Genomic DNA, 16,059 nt, shown 5'->3' on the forward strand with positions numbered 1-16,059 from the left:
GTGGGCACCCGCCCCAGGTCGACTACTTCAGCGCAGCGAGACCGGGATCGCCCTGCTTCTCGAAGGTCTGGATTTCCTTGTTGTAGTAGGTGCCGTCATCGGCCTTGGCGACTTCACGCAGATAGATGTTCTGGGTGATGTGACGCGAATCCGGATCGATGGTCACGGGGCCGCGCGGGCTGACCCAGGAAAGGCCCTTCACGGCTTCGACCGCCTTGGCCGCATCCTGCTTACCGCCGGTCGCCTCAATCATCTTGTAGATCACATGCATGCCGTCATAGGCGCCGACCGAGGGGAAAGAGAGTTCGGCCGAGTTGCCGATCGCCTTGCCGGCAGCCTCGACGAAAGCCTTGTTCTCCGGCGAGTCGTGCGAGACCGCGTAGTGGAAGGTCGTCTGGATGCCGAGCGCAGCCTCGCCAAGGGCCGGCAGGTCGGATTCCTGCGTCAGGTCGCCGGGGGCGAAGAACTTGATGCCGCCGTCCTTCAGACCGTTCTCCTTGAAGGCCTTGACGAAGCCGAGAGTCGTCGGACCGGACGGCAGGAAGGCGAAGACGCCCTCGGCGCCGGAATCCTTGATGCGTTGCATGATCGGCGAGAAGTCGTTGGTCGCAAGCGGCATGCGGATCGCTTCGACCACCTGGCCGCCGGCCGCTTCGAAGCCCGCTTTGAAGGCGTTCTCGGCGTCCACGCCTGGGCCGTAGTCGCTGACGACGGAGATGACCTTGGAAACGCCGGCGTCCTTGGCAACCTTGGCGATCGGCGTCGAGGTCTGCCAGGTGGTGAAGGAGGTGCGCACGATGAGCGGGCTCTTGGTGACGATCGCCGAGGTCGCCGCGTTCATGATGACGAGCGGCACGTTCGCCTGGGTGAGCAGCGGTGTGACCGCCATCGCATCCGGTGTGAAGTAGAAGCCGGCGAGATACTGCACGCCTTCCTTCACGACCAGTTCCTGCGCCAGCGCCTTGGACTGAGCGGGGTCGGCCTGCGGCACGTCGCGATAGATGATCTCGATATCATCGTCGCCGACCTTGCTGCCGTTCAGTGCCATATAGGCATCGATACCGGCCTTGAAGTTCTTGCCCTGAAGCGCGAACGGGCCGGAGAAGGGTCCGACAACACCGATCTTGATCGTGTCGGCATAGGCAGCACTGCTCATGGCCAAAGCTGCAACCGCTGCCAGAATCATCCGTTTCATATTTCCTCCCTGCGACGCCGATCGCTCCCGAACCCGCATCGTCTTCGCAAACCCCGTTGATTTGATAGCAGTCAACTTGCCATGCCAAACGGTAATGTAAAAATGAAATATGGGGCCAAAATCATAATTCAACGGTTATGTTTTCCGGCAAACCGTCGCGCCCGCGTGAGCTGCGCACCGTGGTGACGAAGTCACCCTTCACGTTGATTCCCGAAAAGAACAATATGGTGGCAAGTCGGTCGCACCCACATGCGATCCACCGTATTGGTCGATAAGAATGAATAGGGACCACAGGCATGCCGGGTCGAAGGCCAGCGGATAAACGAGGGCAAGACAACGTCCCTACCTCGCCGCACCTCCCAAGCGCTTCAAACGGCGGCTTTGCGCATCCATATTCAATCGCTAAACACGGTCACTCGACGGTAATGAGATTGTCGAGGCCAAGCGTTGCAGTCCGCGACGTCAGAGAGCCACCATAGACGACCTCGACGGCGCCCGTGACCTCCTCGAAGTCGAGCACGGCTCCGATCTCGTAGTTGCCGAAAACCACCCAATAGTTCGGGTGCGGCGTGAAGACAGCCGTCATGTTCGGCGCTCCCTGCACAACGAACGTACCGGATCCAGCCATTCCGATCCCAACGGACGTCCGATTGGGGACGACGTTCGACAGCTGTTCTATCGTAAGTGACCCAGGCGTCCCGCTGGCGCCCGGATTGCTGAAGGTCGTCGCTCCGACTGCGTCCTGGGTGAGCTGAATCAGGTTTTCACCGCCGGGGTCTGCCGGCTTCACCTGCGATGCCGAAAACGAGATCCCCGGCTGCAGCAGACCGGTCTCCGACCAGATGAAGCAGTAATCGGGGCTCCAGGCGAAGGTGACGCGGCTGTCGGGCGCGGTCGGCCGGGCCAACCAGGCGAGCGACAGGACGTCCGTCGGACCCATGGTTTCGGGCGGCCTCTGGAAGACGGCGAAACTGCCGGAAAGCTGCGAGTTGTTTACGCATGTCAGAGTGTATGACGTCATCGGTTCTGCCCCAGACCTCTTGCATTTCCCCTCAAGGATGCAGAACAGCTATCAGCTTTTCCTATGGTTGTCTTCAGGCCAGATTTCGCCAAATCTGGGATGATCATCCGGGGCCTTCACAAGCTGTCGGGCACTGGCGACGTTTCCACCGTCGCACGGTTGCGAGGGTGGAAACGATCGCCGTTCACGCTCAGAGGGCGCTGGCCGCCACCCCAATCGCGTCCGACAGGATCTCCAGCCCGCGATCGATTTCTTCCGGCGTTACGGTCAAGGGAGGAGCAATGCGAAACACGCCGCCCATGCCGGGAAGCTTGACGATGTTCATGCTGAGGCCGCGCCGCATCGCTTCTTCCATAACCCTTGCACCGAGCTCGAAGCCCGGCGCCTTCGTCTGCCGGTCCGCGACAACTTCGAGCCCAAGAAGAAGGCCGCGTCCCCTGATATCGCCGACGCACTCGAATCTTTGCTGCAATGATTGAAGCCCCTCGCGCAGCCGCTCGCCGCGCGCAATCGCCTGTTCGACAAGGCCATCACGCTCGATCACATCGAGCACCGTCACGCCGACCGCCGCCGGCAATGGGTCGGAGACATGGGTGGTATAGAAGAGGAAACCTCTTTCATGCGCCTTCTGTTCGATTTCCGCCGTCGTCATCACGGCGGCAAGCGGCAGTCCGGCGCCCAAGGTCTTCGACAGGGTGAGAATGTCCGGCGTCACGCCGTCGCGCTGGAAGGCAAACATATGCCCCGTCCGGCCGACGCCAGTCTGCGCCTCGTCGAGGATGAGCAGCATGCCGCGTTCTTCGCACTTGCGCTTGAGTGCTGCGAGATACCCCGGCGGAAGTTCGAGGATCCCGCCGCTCGAAAGGATCGGTTCGGCGATGAACGCCGCAAGGCTGCCCGTCGACTGCCGGTCGATGAGCGCGAAGGCGTCATCGAGCTCCGTCTGCCAGTCGTTGCTGCCATCCGGGTGGGTAAAGCGCGGCCGATAGGAATTCGGCGCCGGTATTACAAACGAGCCGGCGGCCGCGGGACCGTAACCCTTTCGCCCGGCGCTATAAGTCGCCGAGGCGGCAGCGCCCGTCATGCCATGCCAGCTCTGCGCGAAGGCGACGACTTCATGCCCGCCGGTCACCAGCTTGGCCATGCGAATGGCCGCCTCGTTCGATTCAGCGCCGGTCGTCAGCAGTTGAACCCGATCGAGCCCCGGCGCAATTGCGGCAAGACGCGTGGCAAGTTCGACCACGGGCCTCGACAGCATGCCGCTGAAGAGATGGGCGACTGTCCGCATCTGCCGCTCGACGGTCGCAACGATGTCCGGGTGGGTGTGGCCGAGAACACCACTCATCTGTCCGGAGGTGAAATCCAGGATGGCACGACCGTCCGCATCGTAAACAAAACTTCCTTCCGCCCGATCCACGATGATCGACTCGAAACCGGGGCCATAGCGCGTGAGGTGTTTGTTGGCGGCGGCCCAGAACGCCGGATCGGAATTCAGCGACATCAGAATGCTCCTCGTTGGCGGTCCTCAATGGCTAACGGGCATTTCAGTTTCAGGCAAATTGATAGTATTCCGCTCCGGTATCGGATAATTTGATATGATGAGAAACCTCGACCTTGCGCTGCTCAGGAACTTCGCCGTCATCGCGCGGACGGGCTCCATCAGCCTTGCCTCCCAGCAGGTCGGGCGAACGCAATCGACGCTCAGCATGCAGATGCAGCGCCTCGAGGACTTTCTCGAACAGGCCCTCTTCCACCGCACCGGATCGGGCGTGCGGCTGACGGCAGCGGGTGAAAAACTGCTGGTCCATGCCGAGTACCTTCTTGCCGGGCACGACGAAATCCTGGCGGAGATGGAAGGCAAAGGCCTCAAGGGCTCCGTCACCCTGGGCTGCCCGGAAGATTACTCGATCGCTTTCCTTCCAGGGATCATCGAACGCTTTCTCGATCAGCACCCGGAGGTGGAATTGCGCATGGTCTGTGCTCCGACCACGGAGTTGCGCCCGATGCTGCTGCGGCGGCAGGTCGACCTGGCGCTGGTTTCAATCGCCGACGCCGCAAACGGCGAGGTCATTCGAACCGAAGACTTCGTGTGGGTCGGCAAGGTTGCGCAGCCGGAAATCCTCGACCGTGTCGCCCTGCCCCTTGCCTTGTCGGCCCCGACGACGCTCGACTACCGGGCAGCCTGCGACGCGATGGAAGCGATCGATCGACGTTACCGTGTCGCCTTTGCAAGCAACAGCCTCGCCGGGCTCATCGCATTTGCCCGCTCCGGCCATGCTATCGCCGTCCTGACGAGAACCTCCGTCCCCTCCGATCTGCACATCATTTCGGCCGGATTGCCGAAGCTGCCGACGATCGGCATTGCGCTGGAATTTGCCGAGCCGCGCCCGTCATCTGCGGTGAAGGCGCTTGCGGATCATGTGCGGGCGGTACTGCCCGCCATTTGAAAGTGCCGCGGGGGATGGTTACCGCCCAAAGCCGGTGGCCAGTTTGAGCGCGGCCGTTCCCAGTCGCGCGGCCGCAGCCCGAAGCGCACCCGTTTCATATCCCGAAAACCCGAGGATGAGCCCTTCGGCATCGCTTCGCTGCATGAAGGTTTCGCACAATAGCACCGCGTCGATCTTCGCTTCCGCTCGGATCACTTGCGACAAGCCTGGCGCCAGCCCGTCGCGCGGCCGGACGATCATGTGAAGGCCCTGCTCAGGGATATCCGGGCACAGCGTCCCGCGGGACGTGGCGCTGACGATTTCGGCCAGTTGATCGCGAGCGGCACGGTAGCGCCGCTGGCTCTTGCGCAATTGGGACGCAACCGATCCGTCCGCCAGAAGATCGGCCACGGCGTTCTGCAGGAACACCGGCATGAACCGGTCAAAGGCGGCGCGCCGCGTCAGGACCCGTTCTAACGCTCCCGGAGGCACCACAACGTAGCCCAGCCGCAGCCCCGGAAACAGCGTCTTGGCGCAGGTTCCGAGATAGACGACGCGGTCCGGCGCCAGTCCCGCCAGCGCCGTCAGCGGCGGACCCGAATAGCGAAACTCGCTGTCGTAGTCGTCCTCGAAGATCCAGGCGCCGGCTGCCTCCGCCCATTCGATCAGCGCCACACGCCGGTCCATTGCCATCTTCACGCCGGTGGGAAACTGGTGCGAAGGCGTGACATAGGCAGCCTTGGCGCGCGGGTTTCGCGCAGTGCCCGCGGCAACATCGATCCCTGCCCCGTCGACCGGCACCGGTACGGGCCGCATCCCCGCCGCCGTGAGTGTCGAGCGCGACGCGCCATAGCCGGGTTCCTCGACCCATGCCCAATCTCCGGGCTCAAGCAGTGCATCGACACAGAGCCTCAGGCCGTGCTGGGTGCCGCTGACGATGACAACGCACCCGGGATCGCAGCGGATGCCTCGGTTGACGGCCAGGAAGTCTGCGATCTGTCGCCGCAAATGCAAGCTGCCGCGCGGATCGCCATAGGCAAGGTCGTCCGCGCTCGCTTCGGCAATATGGCGCCGGGTTGCCGCGGCCAGTCGCGCAAGGAAGGCCGGCTCCACATGGGTCTGGCCAAGAGCAAAGGGCGGCCGGCCGCCAAAGGTCAGCGCGATATCCGGCGCCGCCGCGATGGATGGCGGTGTCGGCAGGCTGGACGAGACATAGGTGCCCGAGCCGTGACGGGCTTCGATCAACCCGTCGTTCACCAGGTGCTCATAGGCGGCAACGATCATGTTGCGGCTTATACCAAGCTGGCTGGAAAGCTCGCGGCTCGACGGCAGGCGGGAACCGGGCGGGAGCAGCCCGTCGACGATGGCGGCGCGCAAGCCGCTATGGACGCGAAGCGACTGGTTGCGGATCGAGCCGTCGAGTTCGATCGGCGGGAAGGCCGATTCCTGTCTTGGATGAAAAGTGGTTGGCATGAGGCTAACGGAAGTGGACCTATTTCAAACCAGTCTGCGCATGCGAACCTTCAGGAAGCAAGCCTGAAAGGAACCAGCCGTGACCGAACATTCCGCTCCCACCTACCCCGTCGATACGGTCAACCGCGTCAAGCGCCGCCATGATCGTGGCTTCTATGACCACGAGACCGTGCACAGACTGCTCGACGCGGCAGCTCTCGCCCACGTCGCCTATGTCATCGACGGTCAGCCTTTCTGCACGCCGACGCTCTTCTGGCGGGAAGGACGGCACCTCTATTGGCATGGCAGCAGCGCCAGCCGCATGTTGCGCAACCTCTCCGCGGGGGAGCCGGCCTGCCTGACGGTGACGCATCTCGACAGCCTCGTGCTTGCCCGCTCCGGTTTCAACCACTCAGCCGATTACCGCTCGGTCATGGCGTTCGGAACCGCCCGTCTGGTCGAGAACCAGACGGAGAAGCTGCGCGCGTTGACGATGATGGTGGATCGGTTCTTTCCGGATCGCACCGCAACGCTGCGCCCGAGCACTGTGCAGGAGATCAAGGCAACAGCGGTGATCGTCATGGAAATCGAACGGGCCTCGGCCAAGATCAGGTCCAAGGGCCTGGTCGACGACGAGGAGGACTACGATCTGCCCGTTTATGCGGAGCGCCTGCCGGTGCACACCGTCCTTGGCGCCCCCGAGCGCTGTTCGCGCCTCAATACCAGCATCGTGCGACCGGCGACGCTTTCTCCTTATCGTGCGGGACGCTCGCTGGATGAGGCGCTCAGCGAAGCCTACACTCTCGCCTATGCCGATAAGCCGGAGGCCTGACGGCGCAGGTCCGATTTCCTGAAAGGGGCGGCCCTATCGCTTTCCAGCCGCGGCGGCCCGGGCGGGCCAGCCGGAGGTGGTTTCACGAACCACCAGCGGCCCGTCGACCTTGATCGTCATCGGGCGCATGTGCTTGCCGTGAATGGCCATGTCGATCAGGATCTCCGCGACCCTCTGCCCCATCTCGTAGTTGGGCAGCACCAGCGTCGAGAGCGGCGGATGGGTGTAGCGCGCCAGTTCCTGGTCGTCATAGCCCATGACCGAGAGATCGGCCGGCACGCGCAGCCCCTTCTCCTGGGCCGCCTCCATTACGCCGATCGCCATCAGGTCGTTGCCACAGAAGATCGCGGTCGGCGGGTTGGGCATGGAGAGCAGGTCCAGCCCGGCCTCGTAGCCGCGCAGCGGCAGCCAGTCGCCGTCCCTCACGAGCGTCTCGTCGAAGGCGATGTCGGCGGAAGCAAGCGCCTGCTTGTAGCCCTTGAGACGATCCGCAGCCGCATCCATCCAGCGCTCACCATTGATGAAACCGATGCGCTTGTGGCCGAGCGCCGTCAGATGTGCGGTAGCGGCAAAACCGCCGGCGACCTCGCCCGGCACGACGGCCACATGTTGACGCGGTTCGCAGTAGCAATTGAGAAGCACCGTCGGCAGCGGCGCCAGCGCCTCAGGCACGGCAACCTTACGGGTAAAGATCGTTGCGTAGATGACGCCGGCGATCGAAGGGTCTCTCAAGACCGAGCGCAGCACCGCCTCTTCGAGTTCCGGATTGGAGCGGGTCACATGCGCCGAAACCAGCATGCCTTGCTCGAAAGCATAGTCGCGGATGCCGTCGAGGCTGACGACCGGGTGCGGGCTGGTGGAGATTTCATCGACGATGAAGGCGATCGTGTCCTTCTCGACCGCCGGCGCCGCTGCAACCGGGCCTCGGGTCGCCGGCAATTTATAACCGATTTTATGAGCAGCTTCGCGCACCTTCTGCTGCGTTTCGGGCGAGATGCGCGAACCCGACATCTCGTTCAGCACCAGGGAAACGCTTGACTGGGAAACGCCGGCTATCCTGGCGACATCCGTCATCGTCGGGCGACCTTCGCCCCTTTTTTCCGGACTGCGCCCGTTTCCCTTGGCCATGCGTGCTCCTTACCCTCATGCGTGCATTGCACTGCACGCGGGCTTTTGCAAGTGCTCATAATTTTTGGCCTTGACTGCTAATATTATTAGCGCAAGATTTGGAGATGTGAAGCCCAAAATGCTCACGTCCGGTAGAGGAGCACCGGCCAAATCTGGGAGGAGAACCCGATTATGACTACGATTTCGCGTCGTACTTTCATGCTTGCGGCCACGGCCGTCGGCGCGCTAGCCCTTGCGGGCGTCGCGATCGCCGAAGTGCCGAAGCTCGAGCAGAAGGACAAATACAAGGTCGGCTTTGCGCAGACCGAATCCAACAATCCCTGGCGCATCGCCCAGACGAACAGCATGAAGGCCGAAGCTGAAAAGCTCGGCTTCCAGCTCGTCTATACGGATGCTGCCGGTTCCGCCGCCAAGCAGGTCGCCGACGTCAACTCGATGATCGCTCAGGGCGTCGACGTGATCTTCCTCGCACCGCGCGAAGAAAAGCCGCTGATCCCCGCCGTCATGGCCGCCAAGAAGGCCGGCATTCCGGTGATCCTGCTCGATCGTTCGGTCGATCCGTCGCTGGCCAAGGCCGGCCAGGACTATCTGACCTTCATCGGCTCGAACTTCGTCGAGGAAGGCAAACGCGTTGCCGAGTGGCTGGCAAAGAACGCCAATGGCAAGTCGAAGATCATCGAACTCGAAGGCACGACCGGATCGTCGCCCGCCAACGACCGCAAAAAGGGCTTTGACGAGGCGATCAAGGCGGCCGGCGGCTTCGAGATCGTCGCATCGCAGACCGGCGATTTCGCCCGAGACAAGGGACGCCAGGTGGCCGAAGCCCTGCTTCAGGCCCATCCGGATGCGGACGTGATCTACGCCCATAACGACGAAATGGCGATCGGCGCGATCGCCGCACTCGAAGCGGCCGGCAAGGTCCCCGGCAAGGACGTTCTCGTCCTGTCGATCGACGGCGGCAAGGAAGCCGTGCAGGCGGTCGTCGACGGCAAGATCGCCGCGGTCGTCGAGTGCAACCCGCGCTTCGGACCGAAGGCCTTCGAGACGATGATGCGCTACGCCAAGGGCGAGAAAATCGACGCGATGATCATCAACGACGACAAGTTCTACGACGCCTCCAACGCGGCTGCCGAACTCGCCAACGCCTATTGATCCATTCTCCCCGAGCCTCTGCGGCCGGGACGGCACAACCGTCTCGGCCGTCTTTTTGACGACAGCGGTCCCGGCATGACCTTCGGCCCGTTCACGTGTAGGCTGATGACGCCCAGCCTCAGGGGCGGCGGATGGCGAAGATAGGGAGGAGACCCATGCTTCTGTCCATGCAGGGCATTTCCAAAGCGTTCGCCGGCGTTCCGGCACTGAAATCCGCCTCGCTCGACGTCGAAGCGGCAGAGGTCATGGCGCTCGTCGGCCAGAACGGCGCCGGCAAGTCAACGCTCATCAAGATCCTGACCGGCGTCTATCGCCGGGACGAAGGCAACATCACCTTCGACGGCCAGGATGTCGATTTCTCGATGCCCGCGCAGGCGCAGGCCGCCGGGATCGCCACGATCTACCAGGAGATCAATCTCGCCCCGCAGCGTTCGGTGGCGGAGAACATCTACCTCTCCCGCGAGCCCAAACGCTTCGGCATGATCGACCATGGCGCCATGCGGCGCGGCGCCGAAGAGGTGCTCAAAACCTTCAACCTGACGATCGACGTCGATCGTCCGGTCGCTCATTTCGATGCGGCGACGCGGCAGATGGTGGCGATCGCCCGCGCTGTGACGCAAAGCGCCCGCCTCGTCATCATGGACGAGCCGACCTCCTCGCTCGACGAGCGCGAGGTCGCGATTCTGTTCGAGACGATCCGCACGCTGAAACGCTCGGGCGTCGCCGTCATCTTCATCGGCCACCGGCTCGACGAACTCTATGAAATCTGCGACCGCGTGACGATCATGCGCGATGGCCAGACGGTTGCGAAAAGCCCGATGGCGGACATGCCCAAGATGGCGCTGGTGCGCCATATGCTCGGCAAGGAGCTTGCCGCCTTTCAGGCGATGGCGCCCGAAGCCGCGACCCTTGAACGCCCGGTCCGGCTCGAACTCGACAAGGCCGGCGCGGGCGTGCGCGTGCGCGACGTCAGCCTTGAAGTGCGGGAGGGCGAGATCTCCGGCCTTGCCGGCCTGCTCGGCTCCGGCCGCACGGAAACCGCGCGCCTGATCTTCGGCGCCGACAGGATGGAGCGCGGCACGATCCGCATGAAGGGACGGGATCGCAACTACCGCGAACCGGCTGACGCGATTGCCGACGGCATCGGTCTCGTTTCCGAAGACCGAAAGATCGACGGCATCGTGCCCGACATGAGCATCCGCGAGAACATGACGCTCGCCTTGCTGCCGAAGCTGAAGAAAGCGGGCATTGTCGACCGTGCGCGACAGGACGAGATCGTTAGCCGCTATATTCGCGCCCTCGGGGTCAAATGCGCCTCCCCCGATCAGCCGATCAAGGAACTCTCCGGCGGCAACCAGCAGAAGGTGCTGCTCGCCCGGTGGCTTGCCACCGACCCGCGGGTGCTGATCGTCGACGAACCGACGCGCGGCATCGACATCGGCGCGAAATCGGAAATCCTGAAGCTTCTGCGCAGCCTCGCCGACGAGGGCCTGAGCGTGCTGATGATCTCGTCGGAGCTTGAGGAACTTCTCGCCGCCGCCGACCGTGTGACGGTCTTGAGCGACGGCACGTCGGTCGCGACCCTGCCGCGCAAGGATTTGAGCGAGACGGCGCTGCTTGCCGCCATGGCCCACCAGGAAGAATGACATGACGACGATCGAGACCCCAGCCCCACAACCATCGGGAACCCTTTCGTCCGGTAGCCGACTCATGACGCTGGCGAGCCGCTACGGCACCTTCGTCGCCTTTCTCGCGCTTATCCTCTTCAACGTCGCTGTCACGCCGAACTTCCTGTCTCTGCAGACGCTGAATGTGAACCTGACCCAGGTTGCAACCATCGTTATCGTCGCGACCGGCATGACGCTCGTCATTGCCACCGGCGGCATCGACCTGTCCGTCGGTTCGCTGATGGCGATTGCCGGCGCCCTGGCGCCGATGATCTTCATGGGTCAGTTCTGGCCGGTGGACAACATGGCGCTCGCAGTCACCCTCGCCTTCCTCTTGCCGGTTGCCGCCGCCGCCCTCTTCGGTCTCTTCAACGGCTTCCTCGTTACCCGCTTTTCGATCCAGCCGATCATCGCCACGCTGGTGCTGTTCATCGCCGGCCGTGGCATCGCCCAGGTGATGACCAACGGCAATCTACAGGTCTTCAAAAATGAAGGCTTCCAGTTCATCGCACTCGGTCGCATCGCCGGCGTTCCGGCCCAGGTCGTGCTGATGATCGTCATCGTCGCGGCGGCATTCGCGATGATCCGCTACACCGTGATCGGCCGGCAGATCATCGCCGTTGGCGGCAACGAGAAAGCCGCCCGCCTGACCGGCATACCGGTGAAACGGGTCAAACTCTTCGTCTACATGATAAGCGGCGCGCTTGCCGGCGTGGCCGGCCTCATCGTCGTTGCCCGCAACTCGGCGAGCGACGCGAACCTCGTCGGCCTCGGCATGGAACTCGATGCGATCGCTGCGGTCGCCGTCGGCGGCACGCTTCTAACCGGAGGGCGGGCCAACGTCATCGGCACGGTGCTCGGCGCATTCGTCATTCAGTTGGTGCGCTACACGCTGCTCGCCAACGGCGTGCCGGACGCGGCGGCGCTCATCGTCAAGGCCGGGCTGATCGTCACCGCCGTCTTTATCCAGCAGCGCGCCGGCAGACACTAGGGGCTACCACGATGCAAACGATCCTTCGCCTCTTCCTGGTCAAGAATTCCGGCGACCTCGCCCGGCTCGGCGTCATCCTGGCGCTCGCCGGCCTCATTCTCTTCGGGGCGCTGCGCTACGACAACTTCCTGTCGCCCTACAACATCCTGAGTTTCCTGCGCTACAACTCGATGTTCGCCTTGATCGCGCTCGGCATGGCCTTCGTCATCATCACAGGCGGCATCGACCTGTCGGTCGGCGGCACGGCGGCGATGGCAAGCGTGGTCGCAGCCTTGCTCTCCCCCTATCATTGGGCTGCCGGGCTCATTGGCGGCATGGCGGCCGGCTTCGCGGTCGGCGCGCTCAATGGCTTCATCATCACGAGGATGCGCATCCAGCCCTTCATCGCCACGCTCGCGACGATGCTTGCCGCCTATGGTACCGGCCTTTTGCTCGCCGACAACCAGTCGGTCTCGGTTTCCTACGACACCGGTTTCACCGTGATCGGCCAGGACGACTCTCTCGGCTTTCCCATCCCCGCCTGGATCGCGCTTGCCGCCTATGTGCTCGGCTGGCTCGTGCTCGAGAAGCTTCCTATCGGCCGCCATATCTTGGCGATCGGTGACGGTGAGGCGACCGCCGGCCTGATGGGCCTGAAGGTCGAGCGCGCGCTTGCCGGCGTCTATCTCGCCTCAGGCACGCTTGCCGGTCTTGCCGGCGTCATCCTTGCCTCGCAGTTCGGCGCCGGGCAGCCGACGGAGGGTGTGGGCTGGGAACTCTTCGCGATCGCCTCCGTTGTCGTCGGCGGCACGCTGCTGTCGGGCGGTTCCGGTTCCGTCGGCGCCACCTTGGCAGGCGCGCTATTGCTCGCCATGGTGTTCAACATCCTGAACTTCGAAAACGGCCTCGGCTGGATCTCGCTTTCGGCCTACTGGCAATCAGTCATTCGCGGCGGTTTCCTGCTCGTCGTGGTGGTCCTGCAGGCGAATTTGATGGCGCAGCACCGGAGTAGCTAGACGCGCTGCAACGCGGGTCGGCGCCGCTTTGCTTGCCTCCATCAAGGAACGGCGAACGTCCTGACCGCTCGGACGGTTGACTATCGCCCGCCCAGGCATTCTGAATGCCTCTCGTCAAAATCGAAATGACCGCATCGGACCGCCTGCATGAACGAGATACGCCCCCCGAATGAAACGACTGTGGTGACGCCCACTCTCTCGGAGCAGGAAAAAAACGTCATCATCGCGGGCGTGCTCCTCTCCATGCTCCTGGCCGCACTCGACCAGACGATCGTGGCGCCCGCCATGCCCACGATCGGCAAGGCGCTCGGGCACAGCGACTATCTGCCGTGGGTGGTGACAGCCTATCTCCTGACCGCGACGGCCATGGCGCCGCTTTACGGCAAGATTTCCGACATTCACGGGCGGCGGCCGACGATCTTCGCCGCCGTGATCATCTTCCTTGCGGGATCGCTGATCAGCGCGCTGGCGCCGAACATGCTGACGCTGATCATCGGCCGCGCGGTCCAGGGCCTGGGCGGCGGCGGTCTCTTTGCCCTCTCGCAAACCGTGATCGGCGATCTCGTTCCGCCGCGCGAGCGTGCCCGTTATGCCGCCTGGATATCCGGGACATGGGCGGTGGCAAGCATCGCCGGGCCACTGCTGGGCGGTACCTTTGCCGAGCACTTGCACTGGTCGCTGATCTTCTGGATCAACATTCCGCTCGGGCTTGCGGCCATGGCGATCATCAGCAATCCGCTGAAGAAGCTGCCCGTCATAACCCGGGCGCACCGGATCGACGGGGCGGGAGCCACCTTGCTCGTCGCGGCAACGGCACTTCTGCTGCTGGCTCTGAATTGGGGCGGCAGCCGCTATGCATGGCTTTCGCCGGAGATCGCCGGATTGCTCGGTTCTTCGGCCGTTCTTTGGACCGCGTTTGCCCTGCGCCTCCGGCGTGTGGCCGAACCCCTCATCTCGCTCGAAGTGCTCAGCAATCCCATCGTGCGCTTCGGAACCCTGGCAATGTTTCTGGCACAGGGCGCCAATGTCGGCCTCTCCGTCTATCTTCCCGTTTATGCACAGTCGTTCCACGGCCTCACCGCCGGCGGCTCGGGGCTGATCATGCTCGGCCTGCTGCTCGGCACCGTGTGCGGAGCTACGACCAGCGCGCGGACGATACCGCGCCTTGTCCACTACAAAAGGATGGCGGTCCTCGGCAGCCTCCTCAGCTTTGTCTGTCTGGCCGCGCTGGCGGCTCTTGCCGGGCGCACGACCCTATCCGTGCTGGTGCTGCTGACCTCGGGCGCGGGTTTCGGCTCCGGCATGACCTTTCCGGTCGCAACCATTTCCGTCCAGAACGCCGTCGACCAGACGCATCTTGGCGTCGCAACCGGCGTTCTGACTTTCCTGCGGTCGCTGGGCGGCGCCCTCGGCGTTGCCATCCTCGGCGCTATCGCGCTCGGCAATGGCCTGCCGCTCGGTGGCGAAGCCATCCAGACGATCAATGCCACGACTGCCTCGGCCCTGCCATTCGCCTATATTTTCGCCGCTTGCACCGCGGCCATGATATTGTCGCTGGCGATGTTCCATCAGATGCCGGAGAAACCATTGCGCGGCCGCGCCGAGACGGAGATACCCGCCGTCGTCGAGTAAAGGCGCACCGCAGAAGCGCCCAGACGGTCGCTCCCCGAGAGTAAGCCTGCGCTTCAACGACTGGCAATAAACACGCCCGCTCCGGATGACACGGAGGAGGCGCCGCGGAAATCCGCAGCGCCTCCTTTTAGTCCTCGGGTGGTTCTGCCATTCAAGGCAACGGCACCCACGCTGCCTCAGTTCCTAGCGCAACGGGAAGGCGACAGGGCGGATCGGTGCGGCATCCGCCCCGCGGAACTTGAGCGATGCGCCGACAAAAGCGAACTCGTAGATCCGCTCCTTCGACAGTTCTTCGAGATTGATGAGCTCGATGATCGGTGCGCCCTGCTGGGCAAGGAGATAGGTGTGGACCGGGATGTAGTTGTCTGCGGTTTCGGCCGGGAACGCTTCGAAGCTCAGATTGTCGGCACCGACGACCATGGCGCCGCCGTCTTCGACCAGAAACTTCGCCGCGTCGATGCTGAGTCCGGGCGGATTGCTCATGTAGGCGGACTTGTCTTCGTAATGCTGCATGCGCCCGGTACGGATCAACGCCACATCGCCTTCCTGAAGCTTGATGCCCTGGCTGTCGAGCGCCTCCTGAAGATCCTTGCGGGTGATGCGATAGTTCTCCGGCAGCATCTGCAAGCCTTTCGCCGCCGCAACATCGATCAGGACGCCGCGCGCTACGATCGGCGGCAATTTCTCCGCACCCGTGACGGTCCAGCCCTGGTCTCCGAGGTAATCGGCCGCCGCGTAGCCGTTCCAGATCTTGCCGTTCAGGCCAAAATGATTGAGCGCATCGATATGCGTGCCCATATGCGCGTACATCGAAACGGCCGAGCCGGAATAGCTGACATGCTGGTTCATCTCCTTGCCGACCTTCATCGGATCGGAAACGGCCGTGCCATGCGGCGTGTGCGTCATCCACATCTGGTATGGCGGATCACCGGCCGCCTCCCAGCTTGGCATGCCGATGAAATATTCGACGGCAAGGTCGTAGGACCCGGTGCCCTCGATGCGCGACAGGATCGCAGCGCGAGAAGCTGGCGTAATCAGGTTGAGGCGTCCGATCTCGTCCTTCTGCCCCCAGGGGCTCTTGCCGACATCCTGCGCGAAAGCGGCACTTCCCAGCAAGCCGGCCACAAGGGAGACCGCGACCGTACGGCCAAGCGTTGCGGTGTTGAACATGGTGAACTCCTTTTCTGCATTTCCCGAACATCAGGAAGCTGGCCTCACCTTATTGCTGGCCGGATCGCGAATAATCAGCGATACGGAGAATAGATATTTTACTCTGGGGAAATTATGGGCCTGTTGGCAGCCATGCGCGCGTTTCGGCGCCTTGCCGTCCTCCATCACCAACCCGCCGCGCCCAAGGCAAGCTCGTACGAATGCTGGCACCACAAGCTCGCTAAGCGCGGCGTCTAAATCGTCTATCCGACCAATCGATTGCAGCTGCCGAAGGGTAAAGGCTTTTGCCGGTTTCTTCGCCGGCGAACCGCGGCTAGCTAGGCTCTTGGGCGGCGGGGTCGCCGCCCCACACGCGCCCATCGAGCCGCCCGGAATAATACCGTCACAGTTGTTACTCC

General features: G+C 63.2%; 13 protein-coding genes. 7 read left to right on the plus strand and 6 right to left on the minus strand.

Annotated elements, in window-relative coordinates; all coding sequences use genetic code 11:
• Positions 1 to 22: 22 nt before the first annotated feature.
• From LAC81_RS23800 to LAC81_RS23810, 3 genes are all read right to left on the minus strand, one after another.
• On the minus strand, positions 23 to 1,195 hold the full coding sequence (locus LAC81_RS23800; protein WP_223729628.1) for an ABC transporter substrate-binding protein: 1,173 nt from the start codon (positions 1,193 to 1,195) through the stop codon (positions 23 to 25).
• Between the two features lie 412 nt (positions 1,196 to 1,607).
• Positions 1,608 to 2,216 (minus strand): hypothetical protein, encoded by a 609-nt coding sequence (locus LAC81_RS23805; protein ID WP_113538770.1) that lies wholly within the window; start codon positions 2,214 to 2,216, stop codon positions 1,608 to 1,610.
• A gap of 190 nt (positions 2,217 to 2,406) precedes the next feature.
• Entirely contained in the window at positions 2,407 to 3,717 is a 1,311-nt protein-coding gene (locus LAC81_RS23810; protein WP_223729629.1) for an aspartate aminotransferase family protein, read from the minus strand.
• A 94-nt stretch (positions 3,718 to 3,811) separates the two neighbouring features.
• Here LAC81_RS23810 and LAC81_RS23815 point away from each other — a divergent pair, with 94 nt between their 5' ends.
• The gene (locus LAC81_RS23815; protein WP_223729630.1) at positions 3,812 to 4,663 is read left to right on the plus strand and encodes a LysR family transcriptional regulator; all 852 of its coding nucleotides are present in this window, start codon (positions 3,812 to 3,814) and stop codon (positions 4,661 to 4,663) included.
• Between the two features lie 18 nt (positions 4,664 to 4,681).
• Here LAC81_RS23815 and LAC81_RS23820 read toward each other — a convergent pair whose 3' ends face one another.
• Positions 4,682 to 6,115, minus strand: a complete 1,434-nt coding sequence (locus tag LAC81_RS23820) for a PLP-dependent aminotransferase family protein (RefSeq protein ID WP_223729631.1) — start codon at positions 6,113 to 6,115, stop codon at positions 4,682 to 4,684.
• A gap of 79 nt (positions 6,116 to 6,194) precedes the next feature.
• On the opposite strand from LAC81_RS23820, the gene LAC81_RS23825 reads away from it, so the two are divergent.
• Positions 6,195 to 6,926 carry a pyridoxamine 5'-phosphate oxidase family protein gene (locus tag LAC81_RS23825; protein WP_223729632.1) on the plus strand — a complete coding sequence of 244 codons (732 nt, stop codon included), beginning with the start codon at positions 6,195 to 6,197 and terminating at the stop codon, positions 6,924 to 6,926.
• A 33-nt stretch (positions 6,927 to 6,959) separates the two neighbouring features.
• On the opposite strand, the gene LAC81_RS23830 is transcribed toward LAC81_RS23825, so the two are convergent.
• On the minus strand, positions 6,960 to 8,054 hold the full coding sequence (locus LAC81_RS23830; RefSeq protein WP_223729633.1) for a LacI family DNA-binding transcriptional regulator: 1,095 nt from the start codon (positions 8,052 to 8,054) through the stop codon (positions 6,960 to 6,962).
• Positions 8,055 to 8,225: 171 nt separating this feature from the next.
• Between LAC81_RS23830 and LAC81_RS23835 the strand changes: the two genes are divergently transcribed.
• From LAC81_RS23835 to LAC81_RS23855, 5 genes are all read left to right on the plus strand, one after another.
• The gene (locus tag LAC81_RS23835) at positions 8,226 to 9,206 is read left to right on the plus strand and encodes an ABC transporter substrate-binding protein (protein WP_113538775.1); all 981 of its coding nucleotides are present in this window, start codon (positions 8,226 to 8,228) and stop codon (positions 9,204 to 9,206) included.
• A 155-nt stretch (positions 9,207 to 9,361) separates the two neighbouring features.
• Positions 9,362 to 10,852, plus strand: coding sequence for a sugar ABC transporter ATP-binding protein (locus LAC81_RS23840; RefSeq protein WP_223729634.1), 1,491 nt, complete (start codon positions 9,362 to 9,364; stop codon positions 10,850 to 10,852).
• Position 10,853: 1 nt separating this feature from the next.
• A complete protein-coding gene (locus tag LAC81_RS23845) occupies positions 10,854 to 11,864 on the plus strand; it encodes an ABC transporter permease (protein WP_223729635.1) in 1,011 nt (336 codons plus the stop codon).
• Between the two features lie 11 nt (positions 11,865 to 11,875).
• Positions 11,876 to 12,859: an ABC transporter permease gene (locus LAC81_RS23850; protein ID WP_223729636.1), complete on the plus strand. Its 984-nt coding sequence runs from the start codon at positions 11,876 to 11,878 to the stop codon at positions 12,857 to 12,859.
• A gap of 147 nt (positions 12,860 to 13,006) precedes the next feature.
• Positions 13,007 to 14,491, plus strand: coding sequence for an MDR family MFS transporter (locus LAC81_RS23855; RefSeq protein WP_223729637.1), 1,485 nt, complete (start codon positions 13,007 to 13,009; stop codon positions 14,489 to 14,491).
• Positions 14,492 to 14,674: 183 nt separating this feature from the next.
• Here LAC81_RS23855 and LAC81_RS23860 read toward each other — a convergent pair whose 3' ends face one another.
• Positions 14,675 to 15,661 carry a cyclase family protein gene (locus tag LAC81_RS23860; RefSeq protein WP_223729638.1) on the minus strand — a complete coding sequence of 329 codons (987 nt, stop codon included), beginning with the start codon at positions 15,659 to 15,661 and terminating at the stop codon, positions 14,675 to 14,677.
• Positions 15,662 to 16,059: the final 398 nt, after the last annotated feature.

Origin of the sequence: Ensifer adhaerens (genome assembly GCF_020035535.1) — a bacterium.
GTDB lineage: Bacteria > Pseudomonadota > Alphaproteobacteria > Rhizobiales > Rhizobiaceae > Ensifer.

Bases quoted from the DNA above. Each gene is read 5' to 3' on its own strand.
- LAC81_RS23835 (WP_113538775.1), top strand. From the start codon at position 8,226: ATGACTACGATTTCGCGTCGTACTTTCATGCTTGCGGCCACGGCCGTC.
- LAC81_RS23800 (WP_223729628.1), bottom strand. From the start codon at position 1,195: ATGAAACGGATGATTCTGGCAGCGGTTGCAGCTTTGGCCATGAGCAGT.
- LAC81_RS23845 (WP_223729635.1), top strand. From the start codon at position 10,854: ATGACGACGATCGAGACCCCAGCCCCACAACCATCGGGAACCCTTTCG.
- LAC81_RS23810 (WP_223729629.1), bottom strand. From the start codon at position 3,717: ATGTCGCTGAATTCCGATCCGGCGTTCTGGGCCGCCGCCAACAAACAC.
- LAC81_RS23855 (WP_223729637.1), top strand. From the start codon at position 13,007: ATGAACGAGATACGCCCCCCGAATGAAACGACTGTGGTGACGCCCACT.
- LAC81_RS23840 (WP_223729634.1), top strand. From the start codon at position 9,362: ATGCTTCTGTCCATGCAGGGCATTTCCAAAGCGTTCGCCGGCGTTCCG.
- LAC81_RS23805 (WP_113538770.1), bottom strand. From the start codon at position 2,216: ATGACGTCATACACTCTGACATGCGTAAACAACTCGCAGCTTTCCGGC.
- LAC81_RS23830 (WP_223729633.1), bottom strand. From the start codon at position 8,054: ATGGCCAAGGGAAACGGGCGCAGTCCGGAAAAAAGGGGCGAAGGTCGC.
- LAC81_RS23860 (WP_223729638.1), bottom strand. From the start codon at position 15,661: ATGTTCAACACCGCAACGCTTGGCCGTACGGTCGCGGTCTCCCTTGTG.
- LAC81_RS23850 (WP_223729636.1), top strand. From the start codon at position 11,876: ATGCAAACGATCCTTCGCCTCTTCCTGGTCAAGAATTCCGGCGACCTC.
- LAC81_RS23815 (WP_223729630.1), top strand. From the start codon at position 3,812: ATGATGAGAAACCTCGACCTTGCGCTGCTCAGGAACTTCGCCGTCATC.
- LAC81_RS23820 (WP_223729631.1), bottom strand. From the start codon at position 6,115: ATGCCAACCACTTTTCATCCAAGACAGGAATCGGCCTTCCCGCCGATC.